The sequence below is a fragment of the Oerskovia enterophila genome, from assembly GCF_001692445.1.
GTDB classification, from domain to species: domain Bacteria; phylum Actinomycetota; class Actinomycetes; order Actinomycetales; family Cellulomonadaceae; genus Oerskovia; species Oerskovia enterophila.
In genome coordinates, this window is record NZ_MAQA01000053.1 from 1 (window position 1) to 13,304 (window position 13,304).

General features: G+C 73.1%; 8 protein-coding genes, 1 pseudogene and 1 riboswitch. Of the genes and pseudogenes, 6 read left to right on the forward strand and 3 right to left on the reverse strand.

The features are described 5' to 3' along the window. Positions 1–36: 36 nt before the first annotated feature. Positions 37–124, forward strand: a riboswitch (ZMP/ZTP riboswitch). Positions 125–172: 48 nt separating this feature from the next. Together purH and OERS_RS16940 are read left to right on the forward strand one after the other, a co-directional pair. Then, entirely contained in the window at positions 173–1,843 is a 1,671-nt protein-coding gene (gene purH / locus OERS_RS16935) for a bifunctional phosphoribosylaminoimidazolecarboxamide formyltransferase/IMP cyclohydrolase (RefSeq protein WP_068627233.1), read from the forward strand. 130 nt (positions 1,844–1,973) lie between these two features. Further along, a complete protein-coding gene (locus OERS_RS16940) occupies positions 1,974–3,440 on the forward strand; it encodes a SulP family inorganic anion transporter (RefSeq protein WP_068627236.1) in 1,467 nt (488 codons plus the stop codon). 28 nt (positions 3,441–3,468) lie between these two features. On the opposite strand, the gene OERS_RS22110 is transcribed toward OERS_RS16940, so the two are convergent. Together OERS_RS22110 and OERS_RS22305 are read right to left on the reverse strand one after the other, a co-directional pair. Beyond that, complete coding sequence (locus OERS_RS22110; RefSeq protein WP_139107903.1) at positions 3,469–4,659, reverse strand: NAD(P)/FAD-dependent oxidoreductase; 1,191 nt, start codon at positions 4,657–4,659, stop codon at positions 3,469–3,471. Between the two features lie 59 nt (positions 4,660–4,718). Then, a pseudogene (locus OERS_RS22305) lies at positions 4,719–4,985 on the reverse strand (hypothetical protein); the annotation flags it as partial. Between OERS_RS22305 and OERS_RS20800 the strand changes: the two are divergent. Beyond that, a complete protein-coding gene (locus tag OERS_RS20800; protein ID WP_231907616.1) occupies positions 4,929–5,411 on the forward strand; it encodes a DUF3017 domain-containing protein in 483 nt (160 codons plus the stop codon). The pseudogene OERS_RS22305 and the gene OERS_RS20800 overlap by 57 nt on opposite strands. A 65-nt stretch (positions 5,412–5,476) precedes the next feature. Here OERS_RS20800 and OERS_RS16955 read toward each other — a convergent pair whose 3' ends face one another. Next, on the reverse strand, positions 5,477–6,532 hold the full coding sequence (locus tag OERS_RS16955; RefSeq protein ID WP_082848711.1) for an aquaporin: 1,056 nt from the start codon (positions 6,530–6,532) through the stop codon (positions 5,477–5,479). 393 nt (positions 6,533–6,925) lie between these two features. On the opposite strand from OERS_RS16955, the gene OERS_RS16960 reads away from it, so the two are divergent. The 3 genes from OERS_RS16960 to OERS_RS16970 all read left to right on the forward strand — a co-directional run bounded on the left by OERS_RS16960 (position 6,926) and on the right by OERS_RS16970 (position 13,219). Further along, positions 6,926–8,143, forward strand: a complete 1,218-nt coding sequence (locus OERS_RS16960) for an NADP-dependent isocitrate dehydrogenase (protein WP_056647625.1) — start codon at positions 6,926–6,928, stop codon at positions 8,141–8,143. 212 nt (positions 8,144–8,355) lie between these two features. Beyond that, positions 8,356–9,342, forward strand: a complete 987-nt coding sequence (locus OERS_RS16965; protein ID WP_056647628.1) for a malate dehydrogenase — start codon at positions 8,356–8,358, stop codon at positions 9,340–9,342. 202 nt (positions 9,343–9,544) lie between these two features. Further along, positions 9,545–13,219, forward strand: coding sequence for an ATP-binding cassette domain-containing protein (locus tag OERS_RS16970; protein ID WP_068627243.1), 3,675 nt, complete (start codon positions 9,545–9,547; stop codon positions 13,217–13,219). Positions 13,220–13,304: the final 85 nt, after the last annotated feature.

Below are 13,304 nucleotides of genomic sequence, written 5' to 3' on the forward strand. Positions count from 1 at the left end.
CCCCCCAGCCCGCCGCGAACCGGGCACGGTAAGATCGGAGGCGGCCGCGACTGGCGAGGGTGGGAACGACCACCGGGGAGCGTCCGATCGACCTGTTGGTGCGTCGTCCGCCTGGGCGCCTGGGTGACCGGTATCTTCCCGCGACCCGCTGACGACCCACAGGAGCACTCCGATGTCCGCAAGTTCCCCTGCCTCCCCCGCCTCCGGCACCGTCCAGATCGCCGACGACGCCCAGCGTCCCGTGCGCCGCGCACTGCTGAGCGTCTACGACAAGACCGGCCTGGTCGAGCTCGCCACGGCTCTGCACGCCGCGGGCGTCGAGCTCGTCTCGACCGGCTCGACCGCGTCGACCGTCGCCGCCGCCGGCATCCCCGTGACCAAGGTCGAGGAGCTCACGGGCTTCCCCGAGTGCCTCGAGGGTCGCGTCAAGACGCTGCACCCGCGCGTGCACGCCGGGATCCTCGCGGACACCCGCAAGGCGGACCACCTCGAGCAGCTTGCTCAGCTCGAGATCGCACCGTTCGAGCTCGTGGTCGTCAACCTGTACCCGTTCGCGGACACGGTCGCGTCGGGCGCCGGTCCGGATGCCGTGATCGAGCAGATCGACATCGGCGGCCCCTCGATGGTCCGCGCCGCGGCGAAGAACCACCCGAGCGTGGCCGTCGTCGTCGACCCGGCCGCCTACGGCGACGTGATCGCCGCGGTCCAGGCGGGCGGCTTCACGTACGCGCAGCGCAAGCTTCTCGCGGCGCAGGCGTTCGTGCACACCGCGACCTACGACGTCGCGGTGGCGTCCTGGATGAGCAGCGTCGTCGCGCCCACGGACACGCTCCAGACCGAGGCGGGCCCGGTCTCGACCGGCTTCCCCGCGTGGGTCGGCGCCACCTGGGACCGCTCCGACGTGCTGCGCTACGGCGAGAACCCGCACCAGCGCGCCGCGCTCTACACCAACGGGCACGGCCCCTCGGGCCTCGCGCAGGCGAGCCAGCTCCACGGCAAGGCCATGAGCTACAACAACTACGTCGACGCCGACGCCGCGTGGCGCGCCGCGCACGACCACGGCGACGCCCCGACGGTCGCGATCATCAAGCACGCCAACCCGTGCGGCGTCGCGGTCGGCACCGACGTGGCAGACGCTCACGCCAAGGCGCACGCGACCGACCCGGTCTCCGCGTTCGGCGGGGTCATCGCGACCAACGCCGTGGTGACCGCGGCTGCGGCCGAGCAGATCGCTGGAGTCTTCACCGAGGTCGTCGTGGCCCCGGGCTACGAGCCCGAGGCGCTCGAGATCCTCTCGCGCAAGAAGAACATCCGTCTGCTCCAGGTCGACGGCGCCCCGAGCGCCGGCGTCGAGATCCGCCCCATCTCGGGTGGTCTGCTCATGCAGCAGGTCGACCGCCTGGACGCCGCGACCGAGAACGGTGGCGACAGCCCCGAGTCGTGGACCCTCGCGACGGGCGAGGCCGCCGACGCCGAGACGCTCGCGGACCTCGCTTTCGCGTGGCGTGCGGTGCGTGCCGCGAAGTCGAACGCGATCCTGCTCGCCAAGGGTGGGGCCGCGGTCGGCATCGGCATGGGCCAGGTCAACCGTGTCGACTCGTGCCGCCTGTCGGTCGAGCGCGCCAACACGCTCGGTGCCGAGGGCGAGGAGCGTGCGCGCGGCTCGGTCGCAGCGTCCGACGCGTTCTTCCCCTTCGCCGACGGCCTGCAGGTCCTGCTCGACGCGGGCGTCAAGGCCGTCGTGCAGCCCGGGGGCTCGGTCCGTGACGACGAGGTCATCGCGGCCGCGCGGGCCGCCGGCGTCACGCTGTACCTGACGGGCACGCGCCACTTCGCGCACTGACCCGTCCCGTTGACGACCACGCGGTCGTCGGGCCCTGACCGGGCGCGGCGACCGCGTGGCCGCGCAGCGACACCGCACCGTTCGACTCCCGGAGGGGCAGCTCGATCGCCCCCACCCCCAGGAGTCCGTCATGAGCGCCCCCCTCACCGTCGTCGCTGCGCTGCGTTCGCCCCGGCTCCTGCGCACCGAGGTCCTGGGCGGCCTCGTCGTCGCGCTGGCCCTGATCCCCGAGGCGATCTCGTTCTCGATCATCGCGGGCGTGGACCCGCGCGTGGGGCTCTTCGCGTCGTTCACGATGGCGGTGTCGATCGCGTTCCTGGGCGGACGCCCCGCGATGATCTCGGCCGCGACCGGGGCCGTGGCCCTCGTGATCGCGCCGGTGATGCGCGAGCACGGGTTCGACCACCTCGTCGCGACGGTCCTGCTCGCAGGGATGATCCAGATCGTGCTGGCCCTGCTCGGGGTCGTGAGGCTGCTGCGGTTCATCCCCCGCTCGGTCATGGTCGGGTTCGTCAACGCGCTCGCGATCCTCGTGGCGCTGGCCCAGCTCCCGCAGCTCGTCGCCGTCCCGTGGCTCGTCTACCCGCTGGTCGCGGCGGGGATCGCGATCATCGTCGGGCTCCCGCGATGGACGACGGTCGTCCCCGCCCCGCTGGTCGCGATCGTCGCCCTCACGGCCGCGGTGGTCCTGTCCGGGGCGCACGTCCCGACGGTCGGCGACCAAGGCGCGCTGCCCGACTCGTTGCCGTCGCTCTTCTGGCCCGACGTCCCCTGGACCCTCGAGACGCTGCGCACCATCGCGCCCTACGCGCTGGGCATGGCGCTCGTCGGGCTGCTCGAGTCGCTCATGACGGCCAAGCTCGTCGACGAGATCACCGACACGGGGTCGAGCAGGACCCGCGAGGCCTGGGGGCAGGGCGGTGCGAACATCGTCACGGGTCTCTTCGGTGGGATGGGTGGCTGCGCGATGATCGGGCAGACCATGATCAACGTCAAGGTCTCGGGCGCGCGCACCCGGTTGTCGACGTTCCTGGCCGGGGTCTTCCTCCTGGTGCTCGTCGTGGCCCTGGGCGACCTGGTGGCCCTCATCCCCATGGCAGCGCTCGTCGCGGTCATGCTCATGGTGTGCGTCGCGACGTTCGACTGGCACTCGGTCCGGCCCAGCACGCTGCGGCGCATGCCCTGGAGCGAGACGGCCGTCATGCTCGTCACGGTCGTCGTGACGGTCGTGACGCACAACCTCGCGTTCGGCGTGGTGAGCGGTGTCCTGGTCGCGATGGTCGCGTTCGCGCGGAGGGTCGCGCACCTGACGCAGGTCACGAGCGAGGACGGGCCCGACGGCGAGCGCACCTACCGCGTGACGGGCGCCCTGTTCTTCGCGTCGTCGAACGACCTGGTGCACCAGTTCGCGTACGCGACCGACCCGGACGACGTCACGATCGACCTGAGCGGCGCGCACGTGTGGGACGCGTCGAGCGTCGCGACGCTCGACGCGGTCAGCACCAGGTACGCGTCGCTCGGCAAGAACCTGACCCTCGTGGGGCTCAACGAGGACAGCGCCCGGCGGCACGCCCGGCTCGGCGGTCGCCTGGGCTGAGAGCCTGGCACCTGCGGCCGCCGCTCCGTCAGACGACCGCGTCGCGCAGCCTGCGCGACGGGTCCGTCGCGACCTCGACGTCGACGTGCAGCGCCACGTCGCGGTTCATGAGCTTGCGCACCTGGCCCACCTCGCGCGGGGCGTCGACCACGAGGACCGCGCGCACGGTCGCGAGCCGGTGCCCTTCGGTGTTGGTGCGGTGCGCGCCCGCGACGGTCTCGAGGTACAGCGCGATCCAGCCCTCGTGGCCCGACCCGCCGCCGCTCGGGTCGCCGCGGTAGACGACCTCGTGGAAGGGCGAGGGTGTGCCGAACAGCGCGATGTCGTGCCCGAGCTGCTGCGAGAAGACGTACGGCGCATGCTGGGGGACCGGGGCGAGCCCGAGCAGGTCGCGGACGGGCTGCGGCTCCGCGGGCATCTCGTCGATGCCCAGGAGGGCACGGACCGTCGGCTCGGGGTCGTGCAGCGCGGCGGACCAGTGCCCGCCGGGCACGGGGCCGAAGACCGCGTTGTCGCGCGTCGCGCAGTCCCCGACCGCGTACAGGCGGCGCAGCGCCTTGAGGGGCAGGTGCCCCGAGGTGCCCGACGGCGACGCGACGGTCGGGGGAGCCACCCGCCCCGCGCTGTTGACGCGGATCGAGCCGCGCGGGTCGAGCGGGAGCGTGCCCTTGAGCCATGCGGTCGCGGGGCGTGCGCCGACGGCCGCGAGCACGAGGTCGCCCTCGACCCGTGACCCGTCGGCGAGCACCACGGCCTGGGCCCCCACCTCGGTGACCTGCGCGCCGGTGAGGAGGCGCGCGCCGGCGTCGGCGTACCAGCGGACCAGGTGGGCGCCGACCTCGGCGCCGAGCTGACGCTCGAGCGGGGTCTGCGCGGCCTCGACCACGGTCACGTCGCAGCCGGCCTTCGCGGCGACCCCGGCGACCTCCGCGCCGATCCAGCCCGCGCCGATCGAGACGAGGCGCGTGCCGGGCGTGAGCCGTTCGCGCAGTCGCGCGGCGTCGTCGGCCGTGTGCAGCGTGAGCGCGGCCTCCCAGCCGGGCGGGCGCACGGGCTCGGAGCCCAGGGCGAGGACCGCGACGTCGGCCGTGACGCGCCGCCCCGACCGGGTCGTGACCGTGACCTCCTCGGTGCCGGGCTCGAGGTCGACCGCAGGGTCGCGAGCAGCAGCTCGTCGGCGAGCGTGCTGACGTCGACCCCGATCTCCCTGGTCAGCCAGGCGGGCTCGGGCCGGGACAGGAGCTCCTTGGACAAGGGTGGGCGGTCGTAGGGGGGGACTCCCTCCGCACCGAGCAGCGTCACGCGCCCCGTGAAGCCGTGGGTCCGCAGCGCGGCGACGGTCTGCGCGCCGGCGAGGCCCGCGCCCACGACGACGACGGACCCGGCCGCAGGGCGCCGCGAGTGCGGCAGGACATCGGTGGTGACTGGTGAGGGCACGGTCACCACCGTAGTCGGCGGTAGGCTCGGAACCGTGAACTGGTGGGCAGCGTGAGCGACGTCACCGCGCGTGGGCGCGGACCGCACAACGACCCCTCGACGCAGCATCGGCCGGCCGCCGCCCCTGCGTGGCACCGTCTCGACGGTGCGCCCGAGGCGTCGGACGAGGAACGACCGCTCCCCGTCGGGCCGCTCGCGGGCATCCCTCGGGTGAGCGCCGGGAACGGCGAGGGGGGAGTGCAGCCTGCGGAGCAGACGACCGTGGTCGTCGCGCCGGCACCCCAGAGCAACCTGGCGATGTGGCTCGTGTTCGCGGGTGTCCTGCTCGCGGTCGCGGTGACGCTGCTGGCCGGCGCCCGGGCGGGGGTCTTCGTCATCGTCGGGATCCTGGTCGTCGGGGCGGGGGTCCGCGCGTTCCTGCCCGGCCCCGGACCCGTGGGGCTGACGGTCCGCACCCGCTGGACCGACGTGATCATGTACCTCGCGACCGCCACCGTGATGGGTGCCCTCGCGGTCACGGTCCCCAACATCTGAGACGAGACGACGAGGCCCGGTCCGCTGCGGCGGACCGGGCCTCGTCGTGCGGGCGGTGGTTCGGGTCAGGCCTTGGGGGCCGTGCCGTCCTCGTCCGTCGAGTCCTTGCCGGTTCCGGCCTCGGGGACCTCGGTCTCGGTGACCTCGACCTCGGTGACCTCGACGGTCTCCACGGCCTCGGGAACCTCGACGGCGGGCGACGCCGCCTCCTCGGCGACCACGGCGGCGGTCGCGGCGGGGGCGCCGGTCAGGTCGGTCTCCTCCTCGACCACGAAGACCTCGTCCTCGGCCAGGAGGTCGTCCTGGACCGGGGCGAAGGCGAACGCGCGGTAGAACAGGGCCGCGATGGCCGCGCCGACGAGCGGGGCGACGATGAAGAGCCAGAGCTGGCTCAGGGCCCACGAGTCGGAGAAGATCGCTGCTGCGATCGAGCGCGCCGGGTTGAGCGAACCGTTGGTGAACGGCGCGGCGATCAGGAGGAGCGCGGCGAGCGACAGGCCGATCGCGGTCGGTGCGAGCTTCGAGTTGGAGCGCTTGTCCGTGACGCCGAGGATCACGCCGACGAAGATGGCCGTGACGACGACCTCGATGAGGAACGCCGAGAACCACTCGAACGAGAACGCGCCGCTGGTGCTCGCCGCGAGGGGCGAGTGCTCGCCGAACCCGTTGGCCGTGCCGGAGATGAAGGCCTGCTTGGTCGCGTCGGCGATCACGGCGTTCTGCTGGAGGATCGGGAGCGCTGCGCTGGGGAGCGTCGCGAAGAGGATCAGCGAGGCGATGATGCCGCCGACGATCTGGGCGAGCCAGTAGGGAAGGACGTCGCGCCATGCGGTACGCCCACCGATCGCGGCGCCGAGCGTCACGGCGGGGTTGAAGTGCCCGCCCGACACGTGGCCCACGGCCGCGATCGCCGCGAGGAGCGCGATGCCGCCCGCGAGCGCGACCGGCAGGACCAGCCCGGCGCCCGTGAAGCGGCCGTAGAGCGCGACCCCGAGGATCGAGAGGACGAGGAAGAACGTACCGAAGGCTTCGGCGCCGAGCCGGGCGAGCAGGCTGGGCCCGACGACGACCGTCGCCTCTTCGACGACCACTGCGTCGGGTGCTGAAGTGTCCTGGGACATGATGTTCCTGTCTCGTGTGCGTGAGGAGTCCGGGAAGGCCGGACCTTCGGGATGAACAGCCGACGTCGGTGCAGAACCGGCATCTCGGTGGCATCCTGCCACCGATCTCTGGGAGTTCGCTGATGAGAACGTGACCAGTCTCACCTGCTGAACTCGAGTGCGCCAGAGGGCGGGCCGACGACGCGAGGGTGCGAACCGCCGTCGGGCAGGGGGCTGAGGCTCCCGGGAGCCCGCACGCACCCCTGCGGGGCCGGGCGGAAAGTATCTTGATATCGAGAAGTCGAGTACCCTGGTCGGCGGTCAGCATCGACGGTTCGCGCGCGGAGCCCCGGCACCCGCCGGGCGGCAGCGGGCGGCCTCAGGTTCCCCTCGCAGAGTTGGAGTTACCCCCGCATGGGCAAGATCAAGGTCGTCAATCCGGTCGTCGAGCTCGACGGTGACGAGATGACGCGCATCATCTGGCAGTTCATCAAGGACCGCCTCATCTACCCCTACCTCGACATCGACCTCAAGTACTACGACCTGTCGATCGAGAACCGCGACGCCACCGACGACCAGGTGACGATCGACGCCGCGAACGCGATCAAGCAGTACAACGTGGGCGTCAAGTGCGCGACCATCACCCCCGACGAGGCACGCGTCGAGGAGTTCGGCCTGAAGAAGATGTGGGTCTCCCCGAACGGGACCATCCGCAACATCCTCGGTGGCGTCGTCTTCCGCGAGCCCATCATCATCTCCAACATCCCGCGCCTGGTGCCGGGCTGGAACAAGCCGATCATCATCGGCCGTCACGCGCACGGCGACCAGTACAAGGCGACCAACTTCAAGGTCCCCGGTGCCGGCACCCTGACGCTCACCTACACGCCTGCCGACGGCTCGGAAGAGATCAAGACCGAGGTCGTCACGTACGGTGACGACGGCGGCGTGGCCATGGGCATGTACAACTTCAACGACTCGATCAAGGACTTCGCGCGCGCCTCGTTCGCGTACGGCCTGCAGCGGAACTACCCGGTGTACCTGTCGACCAAGAACACGATCCTCAAGGCCTACGACGGCCAGTTCAAGGACCTGTTCCAGGAGGTCTTCGACGCCGAGTTCAAGGACCAGTTCGAGGCTGCCGGCCTCACGTACGAGCACCGCCTCATCGACGACATGGTCGCCTCGGCCATGAAGTGGGAGGGCGGCTACGTCTGGGCCTGCAAGAACTACGACGGCGACGTCCAGTCCGACACCGTCGCGCAGGGCTTCGGCTCGCTCGGCCTCATGACGTCGGTCCTCATGACCCCGGACGGCAAGACCGTCGAGGCCGAGGCCGCGCACGGCACCGTGACGCGTCACTACCGCCAGCACCAGCAGGGCAAGCCGACGTCGACCAACCCGATCGCGTCGATCTTCGCCTGGACCCGTGGCCTCATGCACCGCGGCAAGATCGACGGCACCCCCGAGGTCACGGCGTTCGCCGAGACGCTCGAGGACGTCGTCATCAAGACCGTCGAGTCCGGCAAGATGACCAAGGACCTCGCACTCCTGGTCGGCCCGGACCAGGAGTGGCTGACGACCGAGGACTTCCTCGCGGCGCTCGACGAGAACCTGGCCGCACGCCTGGCCTGATCCTCGTCCCCGCACGCCCGACGGCGCCGCTCACCTCCCGGGGTGAGCGGCGCCGTCGGGCGTTCGCGACGACCGAGGAACGGGCCGCGCAGGGGCCCGGGACCGGCCCGCGCGTCCCGCGCGCAGGGCGCTCAGGGGTGTGACGGACGCCCCATCCGCAGGGCGTGCGAGTACCCCTGGGGAGCGCCCGGACGTTGTGACAGAGTGTGGACATGACAACTCCCGTGAACGTGACCGTGACCGGAGCCGCTGGTCAGATCGGTTACGCCCTGCTGTTCCGCATCGCCGCAGGCCAGCTCCTCGGACCGGACGTGCCCGTCCGCCTGCGACTCCTCGAGATCCCCCAGGGGGTGAAGGCCGCAGAAGGCACCGCGATGGAGCTCGACGACTGCGCCTTCCCGCTGCTCGCCGGGATCGACATCTTCGACGACCCGCGCGCCGGTTTCGAGGGGGCCAACGTCGGCCTGCTCGTGGGTGCGCGTCCCCGTGGCCCGGGCATGGAGCGCGGTGACCTCCTCGAGGCCAACGGTGGCATCTTCAAGCCCCAGGGCGAGGCGATCAACGCCGGTGCGGCCGACGACATCCGCGTGCTCGTCGTCGGGAACCCGGCGAACACCAACGCGCTCATCGCGGCGTCGAACGCGCCCGACGTGCCGAAGGACCGCTTCACGGCCATGACGCGCCTCGACCACAACCGGGCGCTGACGCAGGTCGCCAAGCGCGCCGGCGTGCCCGTCTCCGAGGTCCGCAAGGTCAGCATCTGGGGCAACCACTCGGCCACGCAGTACCCGGACATCTTCCACGCCGACGTCGCAGGGCGCCCGGGTGCCGAGCTCGCAGCCGACTCCGCCTGGCTCACGGGCGAGTTCATCCCGACCGTCGCCAAGCGCGGCGCGGCGATCATCGACGCGCGGGGCGCGTCGTCGGCCGCCTCGGCCGCGAACGCCGCGATCGACCACGTGTTCGACTGGGTCAACGGCACGCCCGAGGGCGACTGGACGAGCGCGGGCATCGTGTCCGACGGGTCGTACGGCGTCCCTGAGGGCCTCATGGCCTCGTTCCCCGTGGTCTCGCGCGGCGGGACGTGGGAGATCGTCCAGGGGCTCGAGATCTCGGACTTCTCGCGCGAGCGGATCGACGCCTCGGTCGCCGAGCTCGTCGAGGAGCGCGACGCGGTGCGGGGCCTCGGCCTCATCTGAGCGACGAGGGTCGGCGCCCGGGAGCACCGGGCGCCGGCCACCGTGCGGCCGGTCCCTGCTGGCCGGTCCGGCGGGTCCGGTGGCGGAGCCGGCGGGTCCCGGCGACAGGACACCGTCGTCCGGACCATGACGTCCGGACCTTGACGCGGGGCCGGAAAATGCCTGCGTGCACGTCGTACCCTCGCCATAGGATCGGCTGGCCATGACCGATGCACCCACCGGCTCTCCGACCGGCCCAGACCCCGCTCCTTCCTCCCTCTCCGTCACCTCGACGGACCCCACCCGCCGCCTGGACTGGCGGCGGCTGCGCGGGCCGCAGGCCGTCTTCGCGCTCGCCGCGCTGACCGTCGGGGCGGTCGGCGCTGCGTTCGGCACGGTCGTCGCGGGATGGCTCGCAGCGGACCCGACGACGGCCACGCTCCAGCTCCTGGCCGTGTGCATCGTCAGCGCGGCGCTGCTCGACACGATCGGCCAGGTCGTCTGGGCCGGGGTCGTGGACCGGGCCGAGGGCCGACTGCGCGGCGACCTGCTCGCCGCGGCGCTGCACCAGCCGCTCGCCACGCTCACCGAGCAGGCCGTGGGCGAGGTGCTCGACCGGGTCGACGACGACACCCACGCGGTCGGCACGCTCGTGCGCCGCCAGGCCTGGGGAGCGGGCCGCACGCTCGTCGGCGTGATCCCCATGTGGATCGTCGCCGGGTTGACCTGGTGGCCCGCCTGGATCCTCTTCCCCGTGCTCGGACTGGTCGCCGCGCTGATCGTGCGCCCCATGCTCGGCGAGATCGCGCGCCGCAAGGTGGTCGAGGAAGCGGCCTGGACGGACCATGCGGCCGTGTTCGAGGAGGCGGTCGCGGCACGCGACGACCTGCGCACGAGCCTGGGCCAGTCGTTCGCGGTGCGACGGCTCGCCGAGCGGTCGGCCCAGGTCCACCGACGCTTCGAGGCCGTGCTGTCGGTCGAGTCGCGCATGCTCCGGCGGGCCGGGCTCGTGCTCGCGTCGCTGCTCGCGGGCGTGGCCGTCGCGGGGGCCGCGCTCGCCGCCGACGGCGAGCTGGGCGTCGACCGGCTCGTCACCCTGTTCCTGGTCACCTCGATGTTCGTGGGTCAGACCGACAACCTGGTCCACCACCTCCCGGACATCCAGGAGGGGCTCGGGGCGCTCACGCGCATCCGGCAGATGCTCTCGGTCCCGCCCGAGCCGGTGGGTGGACGCGACGTCCCGGACGGGCCTGTGGGCATCGAGCTCCGGGACCTGCACTTCTCGTACGCCGAGGGCACCTTCGCCCTGGCCGGCGTGAGCCTGCACGTGCCCGCGGGCGCGACCGTGGCGCTCGTGGGCCGCACGGGCTCGGGCAAGTCGACGCTCGCGTCGCTGCTGTCGCGGGCGGTCGAGCCGCCCCGGGGCGCGGTGCTCCTCGGCGGCGTGGACGTGCGAGACCTCGACCTGCAGGCGCTGCGCGCCGCGGTCGGGGTCGTGACCCAGCGGACCGAGATCCTCGCGGGCACGCTCGCGGAGAACGTCGCGCTCTTCGCCGACGTGCCGCGCGCGGCCGTCGAGGACGCGGTGCGGGAGCTGCGCCTCGACGAGTGGGTCGCCGGCCTGCCGGACGGTCTGGACACGCTGCTCGGACCGGGCGGGACGTCGCTGTCGGCGGGCGAGGAACAGCTCGTCGCGTTCGCCCGCCTGCTCGTGCGGGACGTCCAGGTCGTGGTCCTCGACGAGGCCACGGCACGCATGGACCCCCTGACCGAGGCCCGCGTCGTGTCGGCGTCGGAGCGGTTGCTCGCTGGGCGCACGGGCGTGCTCGTCGCGCACCGGCTCACGACGATCGAGCGCGCCGGCCTGATCGCGGTGCTCGACCGGGGTCGCGTCGTCCAGCAGGGCGTGCGGGCCACGCTCGCGCGCGTCGCGGGCCCCTATCGCGACCTGCTGGAGGCGAGCGTCGCGCAGGACGGTCGGCCGAGCCCCGTGCTCACCGGCCGCCGGGCGGGCGAGCACGGCGAGGGCAGCGAGGGCACAGCGGCGAACGCGGGGCTCGCCCCTGCCGGCGCGGACGGCGAGGTGGTCTCGGCCGTGGTCGAGGCGGTCGCCGAGACGTCCGGGGCGGACGGGGTGCCCGGCTCGTCCGGCTCGTCGGACGAGGCCGTCGGCGGCCGGCGTCGGCGCGGCGTCCCGCCGACCCTGGCGGACCCGGGCGAAGGCCCCAGCCTCGCGCGCGGCGTGCTGCACGCGCTGTTCGTGCGGCCGGCGTGGGGTGTCGTGGGAGCCGTGCTGTTCCTGGTGGCGAGCCTCGTGTCGGCGCAGGGGGCAGTGACCGGCTTCCTCTGGGGCCACGCGGTCCAGGGGCTCGACGAGGGCTTCCCCGCGGCGCTGCTCGTCCCGTTCGCGGTGCTCCTCGTGGTCGCGCCCCTGTGCCTCGCACGGGCCCTGTACGTCTACCCCCGCTGGTGGATCGAGGTCCTGCTGCGGGTGCGCATGTCGGTCATGACGGGCCAGACGCGCCAGCACCGGCTCTCTGCCACGCCTCCCGGCGAGGTCGTGGCGCGGGCCATGGACGCCGACCGGTTCGTGCGCTACGCCGACCGCTGGGTGGACCTCGTCAACGGCCTCGTCATCGCGGGCGTCACGGCGCTGCTCAGCCGGTCGTGGCTCGCCGGGGCCGTGCTGCTCGCGGTCATGGTCGTCTCGGCCGCGGCGTCGACGCTCGGGCGCCCCATCGCGGGCCGCTCGGCGACGCGCTCGTCGGCCGCGCGCGCCCGGTTCGGGCGCGCCCTGGTCTCGGCCCTCGACTCGGCGCGCTCGGTCAAGCTCGCCGCCCGGACGCCCCAGGTGCACGCGCACCTGCACGAGGTCGACGCGGGCCGCGTGCGCGCAGCGGTCTTCGAGCACCGAGTGCAGGCGGCGCTCGACGGCGTGCCGCTCGTCATGATCCAGCTCGGTGTCGTCGCGGCCTGGGCGGGGCTCCTCACCGGGACGTGGGACCTCGCGACCGCGCTCCTGGTCGCGAACGCGGTCAACGGCTTCGGCTGGTTCGGCGTGGTCGCCGGGGCCGTCGTGACCGAGGCCCCCGGCACCCGGTCGTGGCAGCGCGCGACGAGCCGCTTCGCGGCCGGGGCGGACCTCATGGACCTGCCTCGCGGGGTCGACCTCCTCACGGGCGAGGCGCCCACCCCTGCCCCCGGCCCGCGTCAGGCGCTCGAGCTCCTGGAGCTCGCGGGGGTGAGCGCGCTGCACGACGACGGCACGATCGGCGTGCACGGCGTCGACCTGAGCGTGGAGCGCGGCGAGCTCGTCCTCCTGCTCGGCCAGGTCGGGTCGGGCAAGTCGAGCCTGCTGGCGGCGCTCGCGGGGCTCATGGAGCACACGGGTGACATCCGGTGGAACGGGACGGACGTCGAGGACGCCCAGACCTTCCTGCGCCCGGGCCAGGTCGCGCACGTCGCGCAGGTCCCGCGCGTCCTGTCGGGGACGTTCGCGGACAACGTGCGGCTCGGGCACGAGCGTGAGGTCCACGGCCCGGTCGCGGCCGCGCGTCTCGAGCGCGACGTGGTCGAGGCCGGTGGGCACGAGGCGCTCGTGGGGCACCGTGGTGTCCGGCTCTCGGGCGGTCAGGTCCAACGGCTCGCGCTCGCCCGCGCGCTCGCGACCGACGCCGAGCTGCTCCTGGCCGACGACGTGTCGAGCGCGCTCGATGCCGCGACGGAGATCGAGCTGTGGTCGTCGCTGCGTGAGCGAGGGACCACCGTGATCGGCTCGACCTCGAAGCGTGCGGCGCTCGCCCGGGCCGACCGGGTCGTGGTGCTCCACGAGGGAGCCGTCGCGGACGTCGGCCCCTGGAGCGACCTGGCGCCGCGCTGGAGCCACCTCGCGGGCTGACGTCCTCGAGAACCGTGGCCCGGCCGGGGGAGCTCATCGCGCTTCCCGGCCGGGCTTCGTGCTGTCCAGGGGCGCGGCGGCAGCC